At 48.4% G+C, this 25,603-nt stretch carries 23 protein-coding genes and 1 pseudogene; 7 read left to right on the forward strand and 17 right to left on the reverse strand.

All coding sequences use genetic code 11. The features are described 5' to 3' along the window. The first annotated feature begins 8 nt into the window (after positions 1-8). From B9N89_RS00785 to B9N89_RS31790, 3 genes are all read left to right on the forward strand, one after another. Entirely contained in the window at positions 9-1,160 is a 1,152-nt protein-coding gene (locus B9N89_RS00785) for a pyridoxal-phosphate-dependent aminotransferase family protein (protein WP_132314710.1), read from the forward strand. A gap of 86 nt (positions 1,161-1,246) precedes the next feature. Further along, the gene (locus tag B9N89_RS00790; protein ID WP_132314709.1) at positions 1,247-2,032 is read left to right on the forward strand and encodes an electron transfer flavoprotein subunit beta/FixA family protein; all 786 of its coding nucleotides are present in this window, start codon (positions 1,247-1,249) and stop codon (positions 2,030-2,032) included. Between the two features lie 17 nt (positions 2,033-2,049). Next, a complete protein-coding gene (locus B9N89_RS31790; RefSeq protein ID WP_132314708.1) occupies positions 2,050-3,018 on the forward strand; it encodes an electron transfer flavoprotein subunit alpha/FixB family protein in 969 nt (322 codons plus the stop codon). Positions 3,019-3,065: 47 nt separating this feature from the next. Here B9N89_RS31790 and B9N89_RS00800 read toward each other — a convergent pair whose 3' ends face one another. The 3 genes from B9N89_RS00800 to priA all read right to left on the reverse strand — a co-directional run bounded on the left by B9N89_RS00800 (position 3,066) and on the right by priA (position 8,136). Further along, on the reverse strand, positions 3,066-4,838 hold the full coding sequence (locus tag B9N89_RS00800) for an ABC transporter ATP-binding protein (RefSeq protein WP_132314707.1): 1,773 nt from the start codon (positions 4,836-4,838) through the stop codon (positions 3,066-3,068). A 118-nt stretch (positions 4,839-4,956) separates the two neighbouring features. Then, positions 4,957-5,544, reverse strand: a complete 588-nt coding sequence (locus B9N89_RS00805) for an ATP-dependent Clp protease proteolytic subunit (RefSeq protein WP_159455054.1) — start codon at positions 5,542-5,544, stop codon at positions 4,957-4,959. Positions 5,545-5,811: 267 nt separating this feature from the next. Beyond that, positions 5,812-8,136, reverse strand: a complete 2,325-nt coding sequence (gene priA, locus B9N89_RS00810; RefSeq protein WP_132314705.1) for a replication restart helicase PriA — start codon at positions 8,134-8,136, stop codon at positions 5,812-5,814. A 257-nt stretch (positions 8,137-8,393) separates the two neighbouring features. Between priA and rpsR the strand changes: the two are divergent. The 3 genes and pseudogenes from rpsR to rpsT form a co-directional block, all read left to right on the forward strand. Next, positions 8,394-8,612 (forward strand): annotated as a pseudogene (gene rpsR / locus B9N89_RS32350) (30S ribosomal protein S18); the annotation flags it as partial. Between the two features lie 170 nt (positions 8,613-8,782). Next, positions 8,783-9,013, forward strand: a complete 231-nt coding sequence (gene rpmB, locus B9N89_RS00820) for a 50S ribosomal protein L28 (protein WP_132314703.1) — start codon at positions 8,783-8,785, stop codon at positions 9,011-9,013. A gap of 140 nt (positions 9,014-9,153) precedes the next feature. Continuing rightward, a complete protein-coding gene (rpsT, locus tag B9N89_RS00825) occupies positions 9,154-9,453 on the forward strand; it encodes a 30S ribosomal protein S20 (RefSeq protein WP_132314702.1) in 300 nt (99 codons plus the stop codon). A 52-nt stretch (positions 9,454-9,505) separates the two neighbouring features. Here rpsT and mazG read toward each other — a convergent pair whose 3' ends face one another. Together mazG and gpmI are read right to left on the reverse strand one after the other, a co-directional pair. After that, the gene (gene mazG / locus B9N89_RS00830; RefSeq protein WP_132314701.1) at positions 9,506-10,342 is read right to left on the reverse strand and encodes a nucleoside triphosphate pyrophosphohydrolase; all 837 of its coding nucleotides are present in this window, start codon (positions 10,340-10,342) and stop codon (positions 9,506-9,508) included. Next, positions 10,339-11,979 carry a 2,3-bisphosphoglycerate-independent phosphoglycerate mutase gene (gene gpmI / locus B9N89_RS00835; protein WP_200820642.1) on the reverse strand — a complete coding sequence of 547 codons (1,641 nt, stop codon included), beginning with the start codon at positions 11,977-11,979 and terminating at the stop codon, positions 10,339-10,341. The genes mazG and gpmI overlap by 4 nt, the downstream gene beginning before the upstream one ends. 136 nt (positions 11,980-12,115) lie before the next feature. Between gpmI and dtd the strand changes: the two genes are divergently transcribed. Further along, a complete protein-coding gene (dtd, locus tag B9N89_RS00840; protein ID WP_132314700.1) occupies positions 12,116-12,565 on the forward strand; it encodes a D-aminoacyl-tRNA deacylase in 450 nt (149 codons plus the stop codon). Positions 12,566-12,588: 23 nt separating this feature from the next. Here dtd and B9N89_RS00845 read toward each other — a convergent pair whose 3' ends face one another. The 12 genes from B9N89_RS00845 to infB all read right to left on the reverse strand — a co-directional run bounded on the left by B9N89_RS00845 (position 12,589) and on the right by infB (position 25,592). After that, positions 12,589-13,806: a DHH family phosphoesterase gene (locus B9N89_RS00845; RefSeq protein WP_132314699.1), complete on the reverse strand. Its 1,218-nt coding sequence runs from the start codon at positions 13,804-13,806 to the stop codon at positions 12,589-12,591. Between the two features lie 54 nt (positions 13,807-13,860). Continuing rightward, on the reverse strand, positions 13,861-15,078 hold the full coding sequence (locus B9N89_RS00850) for a DUF790 family protein (protein WP_132314698.1): 1,218 nt from the start codon (positions 15,076-15,078) through the stop codon (positions 13,861-13,863). Beyond that, complete coding sequence (locus B9N89_RS00855) at positions 15,041-16,438, reverse strand: DEAD/DEAH box helicase (protein WP_132314697.1); 1,398 nt, start codon at positions 16,436-16,438, stop codon at positions 15,041-15,043. Before B9N89_RS00855 ends, B9N89_RS00850 begins: the two co-directional genes overlap by 38 nt. Beyond that, complete coding sequence (locus tag B9N89_RS00860) at positions 16,410-16,673, reverse strand: hypothetical protein (protein ID WP_132314696.1); 264 nt, start codon at positions 16,671-16,673, stop codon at positions 16,410-16,412. The genes B9N89_RS00855 and B9N89_RS00860 overlap by 29 nt, the downstream gene beginning before the upstream one ends. A 48-nt stretch (positions 16,674-16,721) precedes the next feature. Continuing rightward, positions 16,722-17,522 (reverse strand): undecaprenyl-diphosphatase UppP, encoded by an 801-nt coding sequence (gene uppP / locus B9N89_RS00865; protein WP_159455055.1) that lies wholly within the window; start codon positions 17,520-17,522, stop codon positions 16,722-16,724. A gap of 2 nt (positions 17,523-17,524) precedes the next feature. Next, positions 17,525-18,565, reverse strand: a complete 1,041-nt coding sequence (gene ruvB, locus B9N89_RS00870) for a Holliday junction branch migration DNA helicase RuvB (RefSeq protein WP_132314694.1) — start codon at positions 18,563-18,565, stop codon at positions 17,525-17,527. Positions 18,566-18,574: 9 nt separating this feature from the next. Next, entirely contained in the window at positions 18,575-19,309 is a 735-nt protein-coding gene (gene ruvA / locus B9N89_RS00875; RefSeq protein WP_132314693.1) for a Holliday junction branch migration protein RuvA, read from the reverse strand. A 3-nt stretch (positions 19,310-19,312) separates the two neighbouring features. Next, a complete protein-coding gene (locus B9N89_RS00880) occupies positions 19,313-19,891 on the reverse strand; it encodes a methyl-accepting chemotaxis protein (RefSeq protein ID WP_132314692.1) in 579 nt (192 codons plus the stop codon). Between the two features lie 89 nt (positions 19,892-19,980). Then, complete coding sequence (gene metK / locus B9N89_RS00885) at positions 19,981-21,144, reverse strand: methionine adenosyltransferase (RefSeq protein ID WP_132314691.1); 1,164 nt, start codon at positions 21,142-21,144, stop codon at positions 19,981-19,983. Beyond that, positions 21,141-22,112 (reverse strand): tRNA pseudouridine(55) synthase TruB, encoded by a 972-nt coding sequence (gene truB / locus B9N89_RS00890; RefSeq protein WP_159455056.1) that lies wholly within the window; start codon positions 22,110-22,112, stop codon positions 21,141-21,143. The genes metK and truB overlap by 4 nt, the downstream gene beginning before the upstream one ends. Positions 22,113-22,125: 13 nt before the next feature. Then, positions 22,126-22,458: a 30S ribosome-binding factor RbfA gene (rbfA, locus tag B9N89_RS00895; protein WP_132314689.1), complete on the reverse strand. Its 333-nt coding sequence runs from the start codon at positions 22,456-22,458 to the stop codon at positions 22,126-22,128. A 131-nt stretch (positions 22,459-22,589) separates the two neighbouring features. Further along, positions 22,590-25,592, reverse strand: coding sequence for a translation initiation factor IF-2 (gene infB, locus B9N89_RS00900; RefSeq protein WP_132314688.1), 3,003 nt, complete (start codon positions 25,590-25,592; stop codon positions 22,590-22,592). Between the last annotated feature and the right edge of the window lie 11 nt (positions 25,593-25,603).

Genomic DNA, 25,603 nt, shown 5'->3' on the forward strand with positions numbered 1-25,603 from the left:
GGCCTTTTATGAGATCACTGCCTCCCATTCGGAACCGCCTCTTTTGCCCCGGTCCAACACCAGTTCCTGCGGAATCATCATTAGCCGGACTTGAAACAACTCTCTATCATCGATCCTCTGAATTTAAGGCCGAGGTATTGCAAGCTAGAAAGGGTCTCCAACCGTTTTTTCAGTCCCCTGAAGATCCGCTAATTTTAACTAGCTCTGGTTCAGGAGCCATGGAGTCAGCCATGGTGAACTTGACGGGTGAAGGTGATCCCATCATCGCCATCAATGGTGGCAAATTCGGAGAACGCTGGACCAAGCTTGGCCAAGCCTACGGTTGCCAGGTCAAGGAGATGCGCTTGACCTGGGGCGAAACGGTTGACCTCGATGCTTTGAAAACCCTTATCCAAGAAACCCCGGGGCTCAAAGCTGTGTTCGTCCAGGCAAACGAAACAAGTACCGGAGTGGCTCATCCAATCCAAGACATCGCCGATTTGGTCCATAAGGAATCCGATGCGCTCCTGGTGGTCGATGCCGTCAGTGCTCTAGTTGCACATCACATACCCATGACTGACTGGGGGATCGACTGCCTCCTATCAGGCAGCCAAAAGGGCTTTGGAACACCTGCCGGTCTTGCCTTCATTGCCCTATCAGATCGCGCTTGGGGTCGGCTTAGCTCCCGCCGCCGGTTCTACTTCGACTTAGATAGAGAACGGAAAGGCCAGGAATCGGGAACAACGGCCTGGACACCAGCGACTTCACTGATCAGGTCATTGAATGTATCCCTCATCAAGCTCAACGATATTGGTGTTGAAGCTTGCGACCAATACCACAGAACTGCTGCAGAAGCCTGCCGAGAGGCTAGCGCCACTTGGGGGCTTTCTTTGTTTAGTAAGAGTCACCACTCGCAAGCTCTCACGGCGGTAGCACTCCCTGCAGAGGTTGATGGTGTCGCTCTTCTTAAACATGCCAAGGAGCGCTACGGCGCGATGTTTGCTGGCGGCCAAGATCAAGCTAAGGGGAAGATCGTACGAATCGCTCACCTTGGATTATTTGACATGTTTGATTTGCTAGCTGGCCTCACGGCCTTAGAGTACACCCTGAAGGATTTTCATGTGATCGAGGAACTTGGTCAAGGCGTTGCGGCAGCGATGACGCGACTGCATCAGCCGTGATACTAGATTCCTTGCTTATATGAGGACCACTTGATAGTCTCAGCCTCTTAGGAGGCACAAACTAACAACTTGTCTAGAGGATCTTGATGAAGATACTAGTCCTGCTTAAAAAAACCCCAGATACCGAAACCAAAATTGAGATCGCCTCAGATGGCGCGACAATCGATCACAGTAACACAAAGTTCATCATCAACCCATACGATGAATTTGCTATCGAAGAAGCTCTGCAAATAAAAGAAAAAGTAGGGCAAGCCGAGGTCGTGATCGCCAGCTTTGGTGACGCGTCTTGCAAGGACCTTATTGTCAAAGGCTTGGCAATGGGTGCCGATCGCGGCGTTCTCGTCAGCAATGACGGCCTTGACAGTGCTGATTCACTAGCCGTAGCCAAGGTACTGAAAGCAGTGGTCGAAAGCGAGCAAGCAAGCCTTGTTCTTTGTGGCAAGCAAGCTATCGATGATGACAACATGCATGTCGGTACGATGGTAGCCGAACTTCTCGATTGGCCCCACGTAAACGTTGCTGGCAAAGTCACTATTGAAGGCGAGTCTTGCACCGTTGAACGAGAAGTGGAAGGCGGCCAGGTAGAAGTTCACCAGTTTAATCTCCCCGGGGTAGTCGGCGCGAATAAATCCCTCAACACCCCTAGATACACTTCGTTGCCAGGCATCATGAAAGCCAAGCGCAAGCCGTTCGATAACAAAAGCCTTGCAGATCTAGGCCTCAATGCCAGTGATTTATCAAATACTGTCGTTCTAAAAGGGCTAGAGTATCCTGCAGAGAAACCTGCTGGTCAGGTCTTCCAGGGTGATGATGTAGCAAGCATGGTTGGCAAGGTAGTCGAGCTGCTTCGCGACGAAGCTAAAGTTCTTTAATAAAGGGGAAAGCGCATATGAAAGTTCTTGTATATATCGATCAAAGAGACGGCCAGCTTAAAAACAACGGCTTCGAATTGCTAACTGCAGCTCGCCAGCTCTCACCAAACGCTGCTGATGTCTCAGCAGTTATAGTTGGGGACGGTGTCGACAGCTGTGTCAGCGAACTTGCTGGCTACGGTGCCGACCAAGTTTTTGTAGCGAGTCATATCGACTTATCTCTTTATAACGTGATGAACTATGCAGCTGCGGTGCAGACAGCAATCGATAGCTTTAAGCCTGACTTAGTCCTAGGATCAGCATCCCCTATGGGCCGCGACCTTTTCCCGAGACTTGCCGCTCGCAACAACTCTGGACTTCTCACCGATGTGGTTAAAATCGAAGACGTTGGCGGAGAGCTCGTAGCTACCAAACCACTCTATGCTGGTAAATGCCTTGGCAAATTTGGATTTGCGGGTGATGGCATCAAGTTTGCTACACTACGTCCCAATTCAATGGCTGCTGAAAAGAATGATCAGGGATCTGCTACCGCCCAGGCTCTCGATGTAAGTCTACCGGAAGCAAAGATTAAAACTGTGGAAGTTCGCAAAGGCGCCAGCCAAAAAGCTGACCTCACAGAAGCCAGCCTCATTATTTCCGGTGGCCGCGCTATGGGTTCTGCCGAGAACTTTAAAATACTTGAAGAGTGTGCTGAAACTTTTGGCGCTACCGTGGGAGCATCTCGTGCTGCGGTTGACTCAGGTTATGCACCTCATGATATGCAGGTTGGACAAACTGGTAAAACAGTGAACCCGAACCTGTACATCGCATGTGGAATCAGTGGCTCCATCCAGCACATGGCAGGTATGAGAACGTCTAAAACGATCGTTGCAATCAACACCGATCCCGACGCCCCTATTTTCACTGTCGCTGATTATGGAATTGTAGCTGACCTTTTTGAAGCTGTCCCAGTTCTAACTCAGAAGCTTAAAGAACTAAATCTCTAGCGAAACACTCGAAAGCTCCATCCGGTAGTGATGAGTTTTCGAGCTCCTTAGAAGCTATCACGCTGAAACAGCTCTGAGCACTGCTCCAACTGTTTCAGCTCCTGGTAGCCGCCTTGAGCCACCAGCTTCCCTTTTTCTAGGTAGAGCACCTCATCCGCAAGCTGGATACCAGAATGTCGGTGGGCTATCATGATTACACATGCCCCATCATCCGCAAGGCGCCGCATGGATTGATAGATCCTTGCCTCATTCTCAGGATCGACGGCCGACGTACCTTCATCGATCAAAACCACAGGAAAGTGATGATAGAAGACTCTGGCCATGAAGGCCCTTTGAATTTGGCCGCCTGAAAGCTGCTCAGCTTCTAAAGAATCCTCCTTGCTTGAATCCCCATCGAGTTTGGAAGCAAGTTCGTCGGCAGCGGCATCGACCAGGGCCTTATGCAAAGCGGCTGGTGATGGATTTTTTTCAGGATATGAAATATTCTCACCCAGGGATGTCGGCGCTACAAACATCGCCTGCGGCAAGTAGCCAATGTCAGACCTTTGAATACCTTCCCGGTAGGTGATGGTTCCCGAGTCGGGCTCCACAAGACCCAGTAAGGCTGAAAACAATGAGCTCTTGCCTGCACCTGATGGCCCACACAGGCAATAGATCTTACCCTGGTAGAATTTACTAGAAACTTCATCAAGAGCAGGAGTTTCCTGCCCTGGGTAGCGGAGAGAGATTTGATCCAAAACAACAGTTTCTACTCCCTGATGATTCTCAACTTTCATGTCCGCTTGGTGATTCTGATCCATAAAGCCTTGAAGCTCTTGAATACGCTCTACTGCAGCCCCACCCTCGCGATTACTGTTATAGTAGCGGCCAAGCTTGGAGGCTGATTGAGATAGAATCGCTAGAATGGAAAAAAATGACATCAACACGCTGCCAGTAGCAGTGCCCTCAGATACCATATCCAAGGCGATAAAAAGGACTCCAACCATAGCTCCAACTGCTATGGTTTCAATGATGGGAGCGGTGCGGGCTTTAACTCTTATAGTCTTCAAGAATCTCCTGTTCAGCTCTTCAGTGAGGTCCACTAGACTGGCAACTTCACGTTCCTCTGTTTGATATTGTTTAATGGTTTCCACTCCCATCAACCGCTGTTGCAGCCACTCGCTCAACTGCCCGAAGTTATCGAGCGCTTTCGCTGAACGACGCCGGATCTTCTTACCAAGCCGCGAGATAAGCACTCCCGCTGGGCCAATACCCAAAATAAATATGAGAAAAAGTTTGGGCGAGAGTAGGACCAGAGTCACCAGATAAAGGAGAACTTGGATCAACTCCCGTGGCAAGCCCCCGTAAAAGTGAATCAGGTATTCGCGAGTCATCTTCACGTCGGTGGTCAATATACTGGACAGCTTCTGATCGAACGACTCGTTCTCATAGCTAGCCTGAGGTTTCAAATTAATATAGGCCTTCACCAAATGGGATCGCATGCTGGCAGCAATTTTTTCACTTGTCCGCTCCCAAAGAAACCACTGACTACTTGCAAATAGCGCTCTCAGGCCAGCAAGGCCAATCAAGAGGTAAGGCAGGAGCTGCCAGAGCTTTGCCGCTTTTACATGATCGGTTCCACTTAGTTCGGTTAATAGGTTGCCTAGATAAGGGCCCAGTAGCTCTTGCCAGGAGACTTGGGTTAACTGAGGCTCAATGATGATTTGCAGCGCTGGACCCACCAGAGAAAATAAAACTGTGGAAACTAGGCCTAATAATAAGGAGCAGAGGGTGGCAATCAGAATGCTTCCCCAATGTTGCTTCAAATACAACTTAATCACATTGACTCACTAACTTGGGTAAATGACGAAGGCAAGAAAAAAGAGGAGTCTGGAACTCCTCGGAAGATGCGTATTGATCGTTGGCTCCATCATCCACGTTGGTACATGGATGTGAGATCTAGCCTAAATCATCAATCTTGGAAACTATTTTTGAAATCAAGCCATACTCAAGAGCTTCATCAGAGTTCATCCAATAATCGCGAGTGGTGTCTTCTTCCACCTTTGCGAATGGTTGACTACACTCCTCAGAAAGTAAGTCATTGATTTTTTTTCGGGTTTTGATAATTTCCCGAGCAGTGATTTCCAAATCTGACGCTTGGCCTTGAACATGACCACCAATCAGAGGCTGGTGGATTAAGTACTTACAATTAGGCATACCATAGCGATGTTCTTTTTCCGCTCCGAGGAGCATGATTGTCGCAATACTGGCGCATAGACCGGTGCAAACCACCCGCACATCTGACTTGATGAATCTCATCGTATCGTAGATTGCGAAGCCGCTATTCACCTCACCACCAGGGCTGTTGAGATACATATAGATGGGCTGTGAGCTGTCTTGAGCTTCCATTGCCAAGAGGTGATTGATCACACGCTTGGCAACGGTGGAGTTAATGCCCTCGGAAACAAAGATAGTTCTCTTTTCGATGAGCTTCGATTCACTTTGGAAAGAGGGTAGCTGCTCGAGTCCGACTTCATTGACTTCCATATATTTCCTCATCATTAAATGCATTAAGAGGCTGTCTGAAACGTCCAACCTCTGCGTTATGTCTCGATAAAAAACCTCATTTAGCTTGCCAAACTCTAGTTTTTTATCGTCACCAAGCCTTGATCTAGGGCCCTTTAGGCAGCCTCTCAAGACAACTCAGCTTCGGGCTTTATCGTGATCTAGGGCCCTTCAGACAGCCTCTTAGGCTCTGCCAAGTTATTGTATTACGAGGCCTTCCAAAAAGAAACGTGAATCCACTTATTGTCATCAAAGAATCGACTGAGGATCAACGTCAATCTTCATTCTTACATCGGATGGCAGACGGGAGCAAGACAACTGGATGAAGCGGGTGGCGCTCCATAAGTCTTTCGGTTCCTTTGACGTCAAAATTAGCGAGCGGCGGATCCGCCCACGGATCATTTCTATAGGCGGTGCAATTGGTCCTAAGATGGATAAACTTCGCCGGTAGCTTTCGTGCCTCCGCAGCATTTCTTGAATCAGGTCTTGGAGTCCCGACACGACTCCTTCAAGACGCGCTTCTTCAGGCGAATTAAACTCGATATGAACCATCTTATAGAATGGTGGAAACTGATGTGCCTCACGAAAACCTAGTTCAAACTCCGCAAAGGCTCGGTAGTCCTGCGCAACTGCAAAGCGAATAATGGGGTCATCTGCCTTCTGAGTTTGCAACAAAACTCGCCCTGAAAGTTCAGCACGCCCAGCGCGACCTGCAGCTTGTACCATCAACTGAAATGCTCGCTCTCCCGCCCTAAAATCTGGTAGCTGAAGCATTTGATCCACTTCTAGCAGACAAATTAGAGTAACATTGGGAAAGTCATGACCCTTGGCCAAAATTTGTGTGCCTACCAAAATATCGATCTTGCCCTGGCGGAAGTCCCTAAGGATGTCTTCTAGAGCCCCTTTCTTGGCAACCGTATCCGAGTCGACTCGCACGACCCGCGCTCCCGGGAGCTGACGCCTCAGAAACGATTCCGCTTGCTCGCTGCCATAACCAACTATCAAGTATTCATCGTCGCTACCCATAAAAGCACTCAGGCTTTTCTGATATTCGCAGTAATGACATTTAAGGGTCTGAGACTTCTTATGTACTGTCAGACTAACACTGCATTGAGGACAGGAAACAGTCTTTTTACTCGCGGGATGAAATAAGAAGTAAGCGTAGCCTCGGCGGTTGACGATCACAATGGATTGCTCGCCCTTCTCTACGTTCTGCCTCAGTTCAGCTATAACATCTTCATGAACAGGAATTTCACCCTCATCGAGACCTGCACGGATCGTTTGACCGCGACGCTTTTGAGCCTTTTGCTCTAGCACTGTGATTTCTGGTAATGCCCTCTGATGCACTCGCTCAAGCAGCTCCAAAATCTCGTACTTACCAGATCTGACATTAGCCATAGTTTCGATCGACGGCGTCGCACTACCGAGAACAACGAGAGCCTGCTCCATCTGCCCTCGAAGGACCGCTACATCTCGCCCATGATACTGAAGGCCGCTTGATTGCTTGTAGCTCGAATCGTGCTCCTCGTCGCAGATTACTAGCCCCAAGTTCCGAAATGGACCAAATACGGCAGATCGCGGGCCAACAAGGATACGAGCCGCCCCTGTGCGAATCGCCTCCAAGCGATGCCAGCGCTCCTTTTGATCGAGTGCTGAATGGACCACGGACACTAAGCCAGGAAAGCGGCGTTCGAAGATCATCGTCATCTGCGGAGTCAGTGAAATTTCTGGGACAAGAACTAAGGCCTGGGAATCCCTGTGGAATCGAAAACAATCAGCAATCAGCTGCAGGTAGATTTCTGTCTTACCAGCTCCGGTAACTCCCCATAGAACTTGAGCTTTCTTCTTCTCAGCCTTCATGGCAGCCTGAAGCCGCGAAAATACCTCGGTCTGCTTGACGGTTAGGTTTTTAGGCGGTTCCGGAGTTGTTGGCAAATCTTGCTGATGACTTTGAACAAGGGTAGGCTTCACTTTAGACTCATCCGCGCGCTCCACCAATCCTAGTGAAACCATCTTCTTCTTGGCTCCCGCAGCACTTGGCCCTAGAGAATCTATAGCACTAATTTTTTTGGTAAATGTTCCATCGGCCAAGGGACTACGCCGCACGAAAACCTGCCGAACGACCTTGTGATGTGGGTGGTCATCAACCTCCCAAGCTTTTCTACCCTCAGCCGTAAGATGCCAAGCAATTTTCTGTTTCACCTTGCTACTTGCCGGCATCATGGCCCGTAGAACTTCGCCAATGCTATGAAAATAATAATCGGCCAGCCAACGCGCCAAGCGCAGCATCACGGGAGATAGGCTTGGCTCCTGATCCAATCGCTCGATGATTCCCTTAATCTTGGATGCCACAAGGCCTTCAGTCTGGGAGCGACCCAGCACCACACCTATAACACGTCGATTTTGTTTACCAAATGGCACCATCACCCGACAACCAGGGGGAATCTCGTTTTGATGGGAATAGGTAAACGTCCGGGCGAGAGGAGTATCCACTGCTATCTCTAGCAGAATTTGTTCGGACATATAGCTAACTTTCCTTCCGGTGGTCATGACTTGGCAAATATTGCTTGCCATCAGGACTGCTCTGTTTTATCAAGAAAGCCTTTAGGCGACTAGTTAGATATTAATGCGTCAATTTAGCCTTTTTTATGCGATATAAAAACCACTTGATAGCCTCTGGTGGAGGGACTGGCGTATTTGTCTAAATAGCTTGCCTAATGCGACTTTTTGAGTTATTTTTCCCCACCCAAATTAAGATGGGATACCCGTTCAGAAAACTGAAATCGTTGGGGGAAAGCATTTAGGGTATCTGATCGCTAACTGGAGGCTTCATGGCTAACGCGAAGAGAAAAAGAAGACTTTTGTTCCGCCGCAAGCGGACACTCGATCCCAGCATTGTGATCGACTACAAAAAACCGGAAGTTCTACGCCGATTTATCACCGATCGCGGCAAGATCATCCCTCGCCGAATCTCTGGTGCTACAGCTCGTCAGCAACGCGCTATCTGTACCGCAGTTAAGAGAGCACGCTACCTAGCATTGCTTCCTTACTCACTAGCACACCGTCAAGAGCGAAACTTTGCAACTGAGATGTCTGCAATTGCTACATCTGCAATCGGCACAGCTCGTAAGGTTCAGCATCGTTCTGATCGTGATCGTCCTAGCGGAGACCGCGACAACAAGGCTTCCGACGCACCAAAAGAGCAAAGGGGAGAATAATCATGTCAAGACGTTGTGAACTTTCTGGAAAAGGCGTTCTAGTCGGAAACCGCGTTTCTCACTCGAACATCAAATCAAAGCACCGCTTTCTTCCTAACCTTCAAAAGAAGAAGTTTTGGTCGCCCGAGCTTAACAAGTTCGTAACTCTGAGGGTTTGCACCTCAACAATTCGCACTATCGACAAGCTTGGACTAGACGCTTACGCACGTAAGAACGGCATTAAACTGAAGTAATAGGGAGAATGATATGGGTCGCGGCGACAACCGTAGAACGCTAAAGATGAGACGTAAAATTTCTCGTCGTAAATTGAAAGCAAGAATCAAAAAGAAAATCGAAGCTGGCTCCAGCAATTAAGATAAATTGAGGAAACAAAGTGGCACATCATAAATCAGCAAAAAAGAGAATTCGTTCTGACGCTGTTAAGCGCGACAGAAATCGCTCTTACCTTTCATCGGTAAGAACTGCTGTTAAGAGCTTCCGCAACGCTGCTGAAGGCGGCGAGCAAGGCGAGAACGTTCAGAAGTTGTTCGTAGCTGCACAAAAAGCTCTTACTAAAGCAGCTAGCAAGGGCATCCTTCACAAGAACAACGCATCTCGCAAGGTTGCACGACTTTCTGCTGTCCTTAATAAGGCTCAGAAAGGTGAGTTCAAAGCAGATGTGAAGAAGAAGTAATTCTTAAGTCAATCTGACTTTTAAAAGGCTGCTCTAATAGGCAGCCTTTTTTTTATCTGTTTCTATCGATCTGCTTAGCTCTCTTCCAAAACTCTTCCATCTCTTCAAGGTCAAGGTCTGACAAGGACTTGCCTTGAGCTTGCACCAAACCATCAATAACACGAAAGCGACGCAGAAACTTTTGATTACCCTGGCTTGCAGCCACTTCGGGGTCAACCTTCAGGTGACGACATAACTGGGCTAGGGAGAAAAAAACATCCCCCATCTCATCAACAATGGCCTGCTGATTTCCCCTGTCGATCTCGATTCTTAATTCTTCTAACTCAGAACTCAGCTGCTGCCAAACCTGCTCTGCATCAGCCCAGTCGAACCTCACCTTTTCAGCCCGTTTACCAATCTTGTAAGCTTGCATCAATGCAGGAAAGGTTTCCTTCTCCTCATTGGCGAAGGTGTGCTCCACCGAATCTGGCTTTTCTTCACTCTTAATTTTCTGCCAGTTAGCTTTGACCTCATCTTCCGTTAGCTTACCGCTACTCTCATCAAAGACATGGGGATGGCGCCGCACCATTTTATCGGTGATGGACTCTATTACAGAAGTGATCCCCTCTTCACCCGAGTCACGCAAGAGCTGGCTATTGAGCACCACTTGCAACAACACATCTCCCAGTTCTTCCCGCAGGTGATCAAAATCGTCACCTGCCATGGCCTCAGCCGCTTCATAAGCCTCTTCAATCATGAATCGTCGCAGAGAACGATGATCCTGCTTTAGATCCCAGGGACAACCATCTTGGGGATGCCTTAGCTTGGCAATCACTTCAATAAGCTTCTTGAAGTGATCTGGCGCCTGTGAAAGATCTTCACCTAGTCGATCTTGCCATTCCTGACTCATGATTTCACCTTGAGGAGACTTGGTAGGTACTCATCTTGCTCTGGAAGGCCTGCCAGACTCAATATTGTGGAGGCAACGTTGCCAATGGACGCCTGGTTATTTGTGTGAAGCTCGTAGTCCGAAACACCTTTGGGGTCGTAGATATAGAGCGGCACTTCATTGAGGGTATGAGAAGTCTTTGCCTTGGGTCGATTCTGGTCTAGATTAAGTAGCCACTTTGGATCTGTTGAGCTTTGATCCTTGGTATCAAACATCTCATCACAGTTTCCATGATCTGCGGTGACCATAAGTATCGTATCCGTCTTGTCGCAGGCCTTCATCAGCCGACCAATTTGTAAGTCGACAGTAGCCATTGCAATGATGCTGGCTTCTAGGTTGCCTGTATGTCCTACCATATCACCGTTGGCATAATTAATACGCCCTACATCGAAGGAGCCCTTCATCAAGCGTTGGACGGTTTCATCGGTGATTTCTGCTGCCTTCATCCACGGTTTTAGGTCGAAAGGAATATTATCTGACTTAATTTCCACATACTCTTCGATGGACTTATCGAAGTAGCCGGAGCGATTACCATTCCAGAAATAAGTTACATGACCAAACTTTTGAGTCTCGCTACAGGCAAACTGGGTTACTCCTTGACTCACTAAGGATGCCCCTAAAGTTCCATCAATAGCAGGAGGCTGAACGAGATACTGCGAAGGAATGTGCAGGTCGCCATCATACTCCATCATCCCAGCGTAGTTCACTTTCGGGAACCGCACCCGATCGAAGCTATCCAAATCATCCTCGGTAAATGCCCGAGAGATCTCTATGGCTCGATCACCACGAAAATTCCAGAAAATAACCGCATCGTCATCCTCAATCGTCCCAACGGGTTTGCCATCTTCTACTATCACGAAGGGCGGAAGATATTGATCGATTGTATCAGTTTCAGACCTAAAATATTCAATCGCCTTAGGCAATGACGGGAACTGCTGGTCGGCCTTACCAAGAACATGGGCATGCCAACCTCTTTCCACCATGGACCAATCCGCTTCGTAGCGGTCCATTGTCGTGGTCATTCGGCCACCCCCAGAGGCTACCTTGACATCAAAGTCACTCGCTGTAATGGCTGACATCTTTTCTTCCAGGCGATCAATATAGGTTTCGGCAGTTTTCTCTCCCACATCCCGACCGTCTAGTAGGACATGAAGCCTGACTTTCTTTACCCCTGCCTTTTTAGCTTCCTCAAGCATGGCGTGAACATGATCTTGATGCGCATGAACATTGCCATCGGATAGCAGACCTATCATGTGGAGGGTAGACGAAGCTTCTTTCACCTGGGCCATCATACTCCGCCAGACTTCTCCATCAAACATCGTACGATCTTGAATGCCGTTCGCTACAAGCTTGGCACCCTGATCATAGATCTTGCCAGCTCCTAAGGCATTATGACCAACTTCGCTATTACCTATATCCCCGTCACTGGGCAGACCCACATAGGTGCCATGAGCTTTTAAGGTACGGTAAAGAGCACGGTCTTTGAGGCGATCAAGAAATGGTGTGCGCGCTAGCTTCACTGCATTACCGTAGTCGCTATCTCGAACGCCAACTCCGTCCATGACCACTGTTAAAATTCTACGTTTTGTACGTCCCACCTCGACTCTCCTTCAGTTTTTAAACACGCAATGACAGCCTGAGTTCCTTGAATCGCCTGACCGTCACGTGTAACCTAGCTAAATTTAATTCCTGATCCTATAGGAATTTTGGTTCCATGATAGAGAGGCAACATCCATGAGAGCAGTCGTTCAAAGAGTCAAAGAGGCATCTGTGACCGTCGAGGGAAAAACGGTTGGGTCCATTGCACAAGGATTGCTGGTCTTTTTAGGTATTGGCCAGGATGACAAGCAATCAGACATTGCATACATCCGAGATAAAGTGGTTAATCTTCGGATTTTCAATGATGATCACGGCAATATGAACCTTAGCGCCGCCGACCTAGGAGCTGAAATTCTGCTAGTGAGTCAATTCACTCTGTATGGGGATTGTCGGAAAGGAAGACGCCCCAGCTTCAATCAATCAGCACCTATTGTAAGTGCCAAAGAAATCTATGAAGCTTCTGTTACTGAGTTTAAAGCAAGTGGCTTGAAGATCGAAACTGGTCGATTCCAGGCCCACATGAACATCGCATCGATCAATGACGGCCCTGTAACAATTATGCTCGATAGCCAAAAGCTTTTCTAGAGGCGGGTTTCAGTCAAGCCTTTTTAGTCAGTGGAAGATTCTGAATCTTCCACACCAATCTTGTTATAGAACAGTTCGTCTATGGTCTTTTTGATAAGAATCCAGAGCAGCTCCCGATCGGAGCATTTACCAAAGACTCCAAGAGGAATCTGAAATCCTCCCTTATCCTTACGACCACCCCCATAATACACACCATGTTGATCCATCCCAAAAACATCCTTGATCCACTTATCGGGGTCCAGGACGTGAGACTTGGTGCGTAGCGAGCCGTCGACGAACTCACCGCCGACAACGCCGTAAACAACAACCGTGTCGATTCCCTCACGATTGAGCATGTAGTCAGCACACTGGCCAATGCCATCGCGATCTTCTTCACGAACATAACCGACACCCGAGAACATGAAGGTGCCGCGAATGTCTTTTCGTTGAAGCGCTATTTGAGTCAAATCCATAGTCTTGGCCGGAATGGATTGACGAGAAATCAAAGACAGTAAGTCTTTATCTACAAAGCGTGATAAAAATTCACTCGCTTTATAGTCAATTGGCGTTGCGTTCACAAAATTATCCGTATCCGACCGCACACCATGCATCAATGCTGTTGCGATCTTTGATTCTTCACTGGTATCCCCAGAAAAATTAAAGACTGGCTCTTGCAGATATTCTCCATAGATCGCGGATGTGGAGCCAGACCCCTCTCGGATATCCACAAAATGACCTTTGACTGTACCTAAACGCTTGTGATGGTCTACGAAAACTAAGAGCTCACAAGTCTCAGGGATCTTAATGGGGAGGTCAGTGTTTTGGGAGTCGTTGATGGCATAGTAATCGTAGCTCGAATAGTCGAACTGATCGGAGTACTCCTCGATATCTAGGTCGAGCTTCTTTACCAAAGCCCGGTTCTCATGGTGGGAGATTTGCTCGAAATGAACGATGGTCGACTGAATATCGAACGCTTGAGCCATATAGCTAAGAGCCAAAGATGTCGCAATATTATCAGGATCAGGGTAGCCCTTGATGCAGATCAAGAGTCTTTTTCCCCTCGCCGTATCGAGAGTTGCAATCAACTCAGCTGTTTTTGAATCAAAGGCGCTAGATTTATCTCCGGCGGTGCTGTCATCTTCTTCGAGCAAGTCTTGGTCGTCTCCATCAAGTTCTTGTTGGGCTTTCACCTTTTTCTTGAGCTTGATCAACTCAGCCTCTTTTTCTTTGATCTTGTTGTCGATTGAAGTTCCCAATTTCATACCCTTCCACCACACTTCCAATCTTGCTGCACCCTAGCACCTTTTGAACTCCAATTATAGCACTTTGCCATGGCTATCCAGGTAGGCTAATACTGCCCGAACCGTCGGGAACGTGCTGTATTCAATGACCGAATTGAGGCTGCTGTCAAGACTCTGTAATTGTTGCTTTATCCCCAGCTTTTCTACTAACTTTTTTGGCACAGCTAGCACCAGATCGAGCTGAGAGAACGACTTAGCATCACCGAGTCTTCGCTGCAATTGAGATTGATGCCAGCGATGGAAGATCTCAATATGTCTTTTTGACCCCGACTTATGGACGAGAGTTATGTCAGGAAAGCAGTAGTTCTGCCCCCCAAGATTGATAAAGTTTTCAGAGGCCATCGCTTTCCAGCCCTTCTCTGACAGGGCTTTACTATCGTTGAGACCCTTCAAGAAACCCTGTAAATCATCAGGGATATATCCAGCAAGATCCTTGTAGTGAGATTTGATCTTCTTTTTCGAGTCGCACTTAAGGACAAGCGCTTTTTGATTTAGTTTGAGTTGCGCTTCCAGTTGCCAAGCTTTCATATGAAGAAGGTAGGGGAAGAAGTTAGCCAACCTACTGCCATAGGTATGGCTGCCCTCGAAGATCGACATGGGGCCACCAATCACAAACCGCAAGCTCTTGTCGTTGATGTCGCTATCTAAGCTGGCGATGAGACCATGAAACTTTACTTTCTGAAACAATCTACGCCGCTTAACAAGATCGGGATCATCGACAACAACCTTGATTTCCTTCGCCTGCATGAGAAGCCCTTGGATCTGTGCACAGTTGAATCTGTGAACCAAGTCTTTGGGATCGTAGGGCTCGAATTTTGTAATTAATTTTTTGTATGGAAGATCCCCATACAAGCTGGCCTTAGCTTCTGCAAAGGAAACTCCCCAGGATCGAGACAGGCTGTCCTGAAAATCTTGACGGCTCATCCCGCCTTCTAAACGGAGAGCTTTGGCAGCCTCAATATATTGCCAGCGTTGCGCCTCCAAATCCGCAAAGCCTTCGTCTGAAAACTCGCATCGCTCCTCAAGTAGCTTGCGTAATCCGTCTGCCAGAGCAGACTTTCCCGCCTTCTTCAACTTGCCTTCAATGTCGACAGTGGACTGACCGATGGCTGCACTATAGACCGAAGTCAACGCGTCGATATCCTCAAGGACTTTAGCGTCTGTAGGTGACACATACTTTGGATATACTGAACCACTACGGCTTGTGTACTTCAGATGAGCTTTGGTAAGCATGGTGCATCCGCCTTCTTTGGTTCACATATTTCTCACTCGTATCTTTCGATATCAACTCATAGAGCACCGCTCTTTTGCCCTCCTGGTGACGTAGAATTCGGCCCAAGCGTTGCACATGCTCGCGAACCGCACCACTCCCCGATACCACAATCCCAACACTAGCCTCAGGAACATCCACACCTTCATTGAGAACTTTTGAAGTCACAAGAATATCTAATTCACCAGACCGAAATGAGCTAAGCATCCGCTTTCTCTCCTTGGGCTTGGTTTGATGGGTTAGAACAGGCAGAATATACTCCTCACCAATGCGGTAGGCTAAGGCGTTATCATTGGTGAAGACAATGATGCGATCACCTCTGTGGTATTGAAATAGATTCCACAACTCATCGACCTTGCCCTCAGACCCCTGGGAAAGCTGTTTCTGTTTGCGATAAGAGTCCATCGCCTCCTGCCCACCAGGCATCCGAGCACTTTTTCGGATGAATTCCTGCCAACCTCCTGGAGATGAGAAGTTTACCCCCGCGCGTCGCAAGAAGTCGGTATATACTTTACGATGCTTCTTATACTCTTCACGCTCCTCGTCGGTCATATCAATCTCGATACTAACAACATCGTATGGAGACAAAACATCTGCCACCATAGAACTGATCATACCCTCATAGACTAGGTCCCCTAGCAGCTCATAGATAATCTCTTCTTTACCATCAGGACGCTCCACAGTTGCGGATAGACCAAGCCTGAATGGCGCTATAGCTGAGCGTGCGATCATCTGATACTGAGGCGAAGGCAGGTGATGGCACTCATCAAAAACAACAAACCCAAACTGACAACTTAGCTGATCGATCATCAGATAAGCTGAATCATAAGTGGAGACTGTTATAGTCTGGATGTCCCGATCTCCTCCTCCCAACGAACCGATGGGCACAGAGAAAAATACCGACAAAGTCTTCTGCCACTGATGCAGGAGATCAATCGTTGGAACGACAACTAAGGTAGGTCGTTTAATTTTTGCCATCGCTAGCACAGCGAGGATCGTCTTACCCGCCCCCGTTGGGAGACATACAACCCCTTTGCCACCATGGCTTTCCCAGCTTTCCAAAGCCTTCTTCTGATGGTCACGAGGAATGATCCGCTGCTGCAGGCTCAAATCAAGTTTATCGTAAGCGCGGGCGCGATCTTCCAATGGAATTTTTTTCTGAAAGGCTTGATAGACGATATCACGATATTGATAAGCTGGGCTACGCCACTGCTTGGTTCTCTGATCAAAAACAATGTGTTCCACTTCATTCCGAAGCTCTTCGGGAAGATTGCCAATTACCAGAGTGCCGTCGTCATACTCGATTTTCGGATTCTGTGTCATCGTCTTCATCCTCTTGTAGGGCCCCAGTCTTCCACAAATAGGTGCCATAAATCCCTAGGCACACCCCAAGGATACCGACCCAAGCAACCCCAATGAGAAATGCAAGTTGCATCCAGAGTGGTGTGACCTTTTCTGTAAATAGCTGAATAAACCAGATGTTCCCTAAGACTATCAGATAGATAAATCCTAAGGCAATCAGCCGGACCACTAAGGATCTTCGCAGTTTGGGTGGCATAGGCCCTCCGCTGGTGAACTCACAGCATAGGACTTATACCAAATTCGGCTAGTTGACCAAGAAAAACAGAGAGATAGCTAGAATTACTCGATAAATCGCAAATGCAGCGAGCCCAAATCGCTTTACAAATTCCAAAAGAAAGTGGATCGAGAGGATGCCAACAATGATCGAGGTGACAAAGCCGATGTAAAAAACCGGGTCAGAGAGGCTTTGACTAATATTCTTAGCCTCAAGAAGAGCTGCACCAAGCATGGCTGGCGTACCGAGCAGAAAGGAAAAACGTGCGGCGCTCTCCCGATCAAAGCCTAGCAATCGCCCCCCTAAAATCGTAGCCCCGCTTCGAGAAGTCCCCGGAATCAAGGCACAGGCTTGGGCTAGCCCCACCAGAAAGCCATCGCGAATCGAAAGATCTTGCAGAGATCGTTTTGCAGGCACCTTTAGGTCTACAAGCCATAGAGCGACACCCACAATAGCAAGGGGGTAAACGACAAAGCCTGGGTTGTGAAAAAATCTTTCAATCTCGTCTTTCCACAAGAGGCCGATCACTCCCGCAGGAATGGAACCTATGATCATACCAGGTAGCAAGACATGGCTTGAAAAGGACTTTTCCTTCTTGGTGGCAGCTTTCAGCACACCGTCCGCGATCGCCCACCAATCCTTCTTAAAATAGATCAGAACCGCAACCAAGGTTCCAATATGAAGGGCTACATTCAAGCTCAGGGGCAAGGTGTCCCCTTGAAAGAACCAAGACACAATGATCAAGTGAGCAGAACTTGAAACCGGCAAAAACTCTGTGATCCCTTGGACAACTCCCAAGATCAAAGCATAAATAAGTGCTGAAATATCCACGTTCACCTCGATAGGGATTGGTGTTGATCACAGTTTTCTAGGTGATTGATAGCTTCTTCAGACAGCTCTCGGCCCCGAGGCCCTCGTTGAATAAGCCCTTTATGGGTAAGGTAAGGCTCATAGACATCTTCAATGGTGGTACGCTCCTCGCCCACCGTAGCAGCCAATGTCTCGATACCAACCGGACCACCTCGATAGCGGTCTCGAATAGTATAGAGTATACGCCGATCCATACGATCAAGCCCCTGTTGATCGATGTCCAAGCGAGACAGGGTCAGATCGACGATATCCCGATGCAGCTCACTTACGCTATGAAAGTCTGCAAAATCACGGACCCTTCGAAGTAGTCGATTGGCAATCCGAGGTGTACCCCGCGATCGATGGGCCAATTCCATAGCTCCATCTTCCGCTAGTGGGATGTCCCAGATACTGGCGCTTCTCATAAGAATCTTGGCAAGAGACGACTCAGAGTAGAAGTCGAGGTGCTCTTGAATGCCAAATCGACTAATTAATGGCGCAGAAATGCTTGCGATCCGTGTTGTTGCGCCAATCAACGTAAATGGGTTGATCGGCATCCGCACGGTTCTTGTGGCTGGTCCCTGACCGACCAAAATATCAACGCAGAAGTCTTCCATGGCGGAGTAGAGAACTTCTTCAACAGTAATAGGCAAACGGTGGATCTCATCAACAAATAATACTCCCCCCGGCTCAATCCCAGCGAGAATCCCAGCTAGATCTCCTGGTTTATCGATCGAAGGCCCACTTGTCTGATAAAACGGTGCACCCAACTCATTAGCGACAATTTTCGCCAGCGTAGTCTTGCCCAGACCGGGGGGGCCATGAAAAATACTATGATCTAAGGGCGTTTGGCGCTTTCTCGCTGCCTGAACATAGACCCGCAGGTTCTCTTTCACGGCTTCCTGACCGGGATAATCATCAAATAATTGAGGCCGAAGGCTTGGCCCTGAAATAACTTCTGACTCCTGAGACTCAGGTTCATCAGCGACGGGAGATAGGATCACTCGCTCGATCTCTGCTGTCATACCGCTCTCCTAAAATAGTTCCCGGTCAAGACTAGCACTCGGTGCCCGCACAGAACCTTTTTTGGGGTCTTTTTGGCCTTGGTCGGTGAGAAGTTTTAAAGCATGCTTCATCACATCCTGAAAGCTGGTAACATCAGCTTTTTTCTGGATCGACTTGATGATCGGATCGATGGCCTTATCCTTAAAACCAAGGTTTTCCAATGCCGAACGCACATCATCTAGGATTTGAGTTTGGGCATCCCTAGCTTCAAATCGCTCTTCGGGGTGTATGTGATCGAAGTCTGCTTCATCCATCCGCATAGCACCGTCATCAAAGCCGAACGATGCCACGTTGCTAAGTTTCTCTAGCTTTGGCTTGAGTTCGATTAAGATCTTTTCGGCAAGCCTAGGCCCTACACCAGGAACAGCAACCAAGATTTTGGGATCGTTATATTGAATCGCTCGTCTAATCGCAGCAATACTCAAAGTCGAAAGCGTTGCCAGAGCCACTTTTGGTCCAACACCACTCAGGCTAAGCATCACTTCGAAAGACACCCGATCTTCGTAGCGTAAAAAGCCAAACAACTTAATACTATCTTCTCGCACATAGGTATAAGTCCAAAGTGTAACTGACTTGCCTAGTGGAGGGAGTTCGCACATAGAAGACAAGGGCATTTCTAGGCCATAACCAACCCCATTGACATTGAGGATAATGCCAGTGGGTAGCTGGGTGTCATAGACTCCCGAAAGTTTTTCAATATACATAATCTAGCTCGCTATGGGGTTCGCGTCGCCTTTGGGCAGCCGTGATCGAATATCCGACCCCAGATCGTTAACAGCTTGGAGGGTTTTTTCAAGTTTTTCTTCAGCATTAAGCTCGTTGCCCTGAATATCCTGGCTAATCTCATCCAAAACCGCAAGATCAGCATGAAGACGGCTGGTGATAGCATCCATCATACCGTTGAAGTTGCGCACTACGTAACGAAGATCATCTCCATCCCTCAGTCTCATATTTCCCGTCCAAACCCCGCCTTCTTCAACACTTCGAAAATGTCGTACTAAGCTATACATGGGTCCAGCAATCTTATGGGTGATGAAAATTGCCAGCAAGCCAACCAACGCCACATTGATGACTGCAGCCATCCCCATAATCACCATAACAGGCAGCGGTAGAAACCTTGGAATTCTCAGGATTTCAAATTGATAAAGGGGAAATAAGATCAACGTCGTCGTTAGAGCGGTCGACAGTAATCCTACCACTACGGCCGCACCTGCATAACGCATCTGGAAGTCACGGTTAACCAGATAAAGCCGCTTTTGTTTTTTTCGGTCATTCGTTTGATTCATAAGAACCAGTATATCGAGGCAGACACCTGGGGCAAAGAAAAAAAGCTCAGGGAAACCTAAGCTTTGAAATTGAACTGGTTACGGACTGCTTATACAAGCTTTTTCAGGGCAGCAACCTTATCTGTTTTTTCCCAAGGGAACTGATCACGACCGAAGTGTCCGTAAGAAGCCGATGGCTTGTAGATAGGACGAAGAAGGTCGAAAGTTTCTACAATACCCTTCGGAGTTAAGTTGAAGCACTCACGAACCGCCTCTGCGATTTTTAGATCAGAAGCCTTACCTGTACCGTAGGTATTCACATAAACACTTACTGGATCTGGAACACCAATCGCATAGGCCAACTGCACGAGGCAGTTATCTGCAAGACCTGCCGCAACAATATTCTTGGCGATGTAACGCCCCATGTAAGCCGCAGAGCGATCCACTTTAGTGGGATCTTTTCCAGAGAATGCACCCCCACCATGGGCACCGTGGCCGCCGTAGGTATCGACGATGATCTTACGACCCGTCAAACCACAGTCACCCTGAGGTCCACCAATCACGAACCGGCCCGTTGGGTTGATATGATACTTGGTTTGATCATCCAGCAACTCAGCAGGAACGACTTTTTTAATCACTTGCTCAATAACGAACTGCTTAAGCTCAGCATGCTCAACATCTTCTGTGTGCTGAGTAGAGATTACAACAGCGTCAATTCGCGCAAGCTTGCCATCCTTATATTCAGCGGTCACCTGGCTCTTCGCATCAGGTCGCAAGTAGTCAACGGTTTTTGCTTGGCGATGCTCGGAAAGCTTTTGTAGGAGTCTATGCGCATAGCTGATAGTGGCTGGCATGAACTCAGGGGTTTCGTTACTAGCGTAACCAAACATCATACCCTGGTCACCGGCACCTTGCTCTTCATGTAAGCCTTCTCCTGCTGTAACACCCATAGAAATATCGGGAGACTGCTGATCAAGAGCCGTAATCACACCGCAGCTTTTAGCATCAAAGCCAAGAGAACCATCGTTGTAACCGATTTCTTCGATAACCTTACGGGCGATAGCGGCATAATCTACAACGGCTTTAGTTGTAACTTCACCAGCGATCACCACAAGCCCTGTTTTGACAAGGGTCTCAACAGCTACACGAGAATGCTTGTCTTGCTCTAGGAGCGCATCAAGAATCGCGTCACTAATCTGGTCTGCAACTTTATCTGGATGGCCTTCACTCACGGATTCAGAAGTAAATAGATAGTTTTTATTTTCGCTGGTCATGAGAGCCCTCTCCTCATTTGAACGGCCATACGCCCTGAATTTAGGATGCTGGCGCTACCAATACCAAAAGACCTACTATCCTTATCTAAAAGGAGCATTCGGTCAATAGAATGTATACGGACCCTACGGTCCCCCATTTGCTCAAGGCCGTCTTCAAAAAAACGCATATCCACATGCATGGTCTGCCCCATTTTAAGACGCCTCACCAAATCGTCATCAACAGCTTGCCATTTAGGAAGTTGGAGAGGAATTTTCCCTAAGGGGATCAAGAATTCCTCGAATCGATCCAAGTTCTCGGTCAAAAATTCTAAGCTATAGCATTGCTCCAAAGCAAACCCTGCCGCCTTCGTGCGTACAAGTCTTGTCACATGACCGCAAGTTCCTGCATTTCGAGCAATGGTGTCGGCTATAACCCTAACGTAGGTACCTTTTGAGCAAGAAACACTAAATGTTGCTGTGTCTTCCTCGAACTTTAATAGCTCTAAGCCATGGATTTCAACATCTTTCTTGAATCGCTCAAGAGGAACTTCATCACCACGCCCGGCTCGGGCATACTCATACAAGGGTTTGCCCTCATACTTGACCGCTGAATAAAGTGGAGGAACTTGTGGGAAAGCCCCTACCAATCCCGTAGCAATCTTACGAAGCTCCAGCTCATTGACGTGGTCATGAGGCATTTCTTCATAGACCTCCCCCTCCACGTCGAGTGTCACAGTTGCTTGTCCGAATTTAATATCAAACTCGTAACTTTTATCCATTTCTAGGAGATAATCTTGGAGGCGTGTGGCTTTGCCAAATACAACCGGTAAGACTCCAGATGCTAGGGGATCAAGTGTCCCTACGTGGCCCAGCTTCTGCCGCCCAAAATGCCTTTGAACCCAGCGCGAGACATCTTTAGATACCATTTCATATGGTTTCTCTACAAGAAGCAGGCCAGAGAAGGCCTTTCTACTTTTCCTCTTTTCCAAAGTTTCTGCTCCATTACAGCTTTTTGAGTAGCTCTTCGATTCGCGAGGCATGCTCGATGCTTTCATCGAAGAAGAACTTCAGTTCAGGAACTCGTCTCACATCTAAGCTCTTCGCAAGCTTCTTCTTCAAGTAACCTGCTGCGGATTCGAGGCCTTTCTGTGCTTGCTCGCCCTTATCGTCGCCGTACACTCGGTAGTAGACGTAGGCCAATTGCAAGTCTGCGCTGATTTTTACTGCTGTGATGGTTACCGATTCAAGGCGAGGATCTGACATTTTCCCACCGAGAAAACACTCAGCGAGAACATCACGAACCTCATCTGCCAATCGTTCTTGACGCAATCCCATGATGATTCCTTTTTTCTAAGCCCTATTTTCATTTTGTCGAACAGTTTGTGCAAAGGGCTAAACTGCTAAAACCCCTAGAAGGCAAACCGCCCCCAGGGGTTATTCCGATCTATCTTAAGGCGTCAGACTCCCTAGAGAGTCGCCGCCTCCTCTTCTATGACAAAGGCTTCAATAATATCGCCAATGCGAATATCGTTATAGCCATCAATTCCAATACCACATTCGTATCCTTGAGCCACTTCTTTGACATCGTCTTTGAAGCGCTTCAAAGAGCCCAGTTTGCCGCTGTAAACCACAACATCTTCGCGAATCAAGCGAACGTTGGAGTTTCGTACCACCTTACCATCAGTAATAGCTGTACCAGCAACCAAGCCAACCTTCGGCACCTTGATGGTTTGCCTCACCTCAGCATGACCGATGACAACTTCCCGCTGAATAGGTGGCAATTTACCAGCCATAACAGCTTTTAGAGCATCGACAATCTCGTAAATGACACTGAAGTACTTAACCATAACACCACGCTTCTCAGCCTCTTCATCGAGACCACGAGCAGCACGGACGTTGAAGGCGACCACAACGGCACCCGATGTCTCCGCTAGTGACAAGTCGGATTCATTAATACCGCCAACAGCCTTGTGAACCACACGGTTGCGAACTTTATCAGTGTTTAGCTTCATTACGGCTTCCGTAACAGCTTCCACCGAGCCCTGAGTGTCAGCCTTAACTATAACTGGAACTTCAGGGGTATCCGCATCCTTGACTTTGCTGAGCAGCTCTTCAAGTGACGCAGCGCTAGATTTGCCAGAAGCCATGGCTGCGGCTTGCTCTTCACGCCAGGCAGCAACCTCTCGTGCTTGGCGCTCACCTTCCACCACATCGATGGTATCACCAGCCATAGGCACTTCAGAAAGACCTACGATCTCAACTGGAGTTGATGGGCCTGCACTTTTTAGTCGCTTGCCTAGGTGGTTGGTCATTGCTCTCACACGCCCCACCTTGGTTCCAGCAACAACATGATCTCCGACCCGTAATGTTCCTTCACGAATCATAACTGTCGCGACCGGACCGCGGCCCTTATCGAGGTGAGCTTCCACTACAGCTCCTGTACCAGGAACATCGGTTGCTGCCGTAAGCTCAAGGATTTCAGACTGCAATAGGACTGCTTCGATCAAATCGTCTAGCCCAGTGCCCTGTAAGGCAGAGACTTTAACAAACTGGGTGTCACCACCCCACTCTTCAGACTGAATACCGTGCTCAGTAAGCTCAGTATAAACCCGATCGAGATTGATATTAGGCTTGTCTATCTTATTGACCGCCACGATGATGGGAACCCCAGCATCTTTCGCATGGGAGATCGCTTCAACTGTTTGAGGCATCACACCATCATCAGCAGCAACAACCAAGATGACGATATCCGTCACCTGTGCACCACGAGAACGCATCGCAGAGAAAGCTTCGTGACCCGGAGTATCGAGGAAGGCCACTTTTCGACCATCCTTCTCAACGCTGTAAGCTCCGATATGCTGAGTGATACCGCCAGCCTCGCCAGCTGCGACCTTAGCTTTTCGAAGCGCATCGAGGATTGAAGTCTTACCATGGTCAACGTGACCCATGATAGTTACAATCGGAGGCCGCTCTTGCTGATCCGCTGATTCATAGGCGTCCTTCTTCGAGGACAAAATATCGTCAAGAGAAACTAGGTTACTCTTCACTTCGTACTTGTATTCCGAGGCGATTAATGTGGCGGTTTCAAAATCGACATTTTGATTGATAGTCGCCATCACCCCTTCTGCCATAAGCTTCTTGATAAGCTCGCCCGCTTTGACAGATAGCTGTCTGGCGAGATCTCCAACAGTAATCTCATGACCCATTTTAACAACCCGAAGGGAAGCCTTGGGAGTTGTAATCTGAGTTTTCTTGAGATCTTTGCGACGCTTCAAGTCTCTTTTACGATTGCCAGCTTGCGGTGTATAAACCGTCTTCTTTTTAGCCGGAGCTGGTACTGGAGCCTCTTCGGGAGAATCAATTTGACTTAGTATAGCTCGTGTCGAGAAATGATCTCGTTTTTGTTTCGGTGGTGCTTTCCGAGCTGCGGCTGCGGCTGCGGCTGCCTCTTGCTCAGAAGTAGGCTTAGTCGTTCTTTTCTTATCTCGCCTTGGCTCGCCCCACTTACTCTCTTTTACAGAGCCTGGATCAAATGCCGCTGCTGGGCTTACAGGAGTCTCTTCCTGATTGCGAGGTGGCCTCGGCGGGCGACTGTCGTTGCGATCGCGAGGACCGCGAGGACTTCCACCTTCCGGACGTGGGCGATCATTGCCAGGTCGACCTTGGAATCCACCACGTTGAGGTCGCTCACCTCCTCGTTGCGTTCGACGATCGGCTCGTTCGGCACGCTCTCGCTGCACCTTAGCAACCTCGTCCTTAGTTGCACGCCGAACTATCGTCGCGCTACCAGATGATCGAGGAGCAGCGGCACGTTGCGGCTCTCTATTCTTCTTCTCAGCTGCTGCCTCGCTTTGCTTGGCAGTCTGCTTTGGTTGTTCTTGGGTTCTTGCGGCTTGACTAGCTTCCACTGGTGCTTGAGTCTCCATCTTGGGTGATTCAGAAGATGAAGATGCTCCTAGCTCCGCGCGTTCCGCAACAGGCTCAGCTTGGGGTTTCTCCGGTTCCTTGGCTTCGGCTGGTTCCTCGCTCACGCTCTGGTCAGCCTCAGGTGCGGCATGTTCCGCTCGGGGAGATTCCGCCGCTGGCGCAGCTGTCGTTTGCTCTCCCTCGCGATCGACTTCAGAGCTGGGCGCCTCAGGGGCTCCGGTAGACGCTACACGAGCGACTTCTTCTGTTTCTGGTTTCGATTCAGGGGATCCAACTTCAGTCTTTTGCTCAGTAGAGTCCTGAGGGGCTGACTCAGCCCCAGGGGCTGCTTGCGCCTTCCTTCGCCTCCTTATTACCCGAGGAGACTTTGCCGAGTCGCTACTTCCTCCTTGGAATTGCCGTTTGATACGAACCACCTGATCAGCACTCAAGGTACTTTGGTGGCTAGACACATCGATTCCCATCTCTTTGATTTTAGGAACTAGCGCCTTGCTTTCTACTTTAAGCTCACGAGCTAACTCATAAACACGAACTTTGGACATCCGTTTTGAGT

Origin of the sequence: Pseudobacteriovorax antillogorgiicola (assembly GCF_900177345.1) — a bacterium.
GTDB lineage: Bacteria > Bdellovibrionota_B > Oligoflexia > Oligoflexales > Oligoflexaceae > Pseudobacteriovorax > Pseudobacteriovorax antillogorgiicola.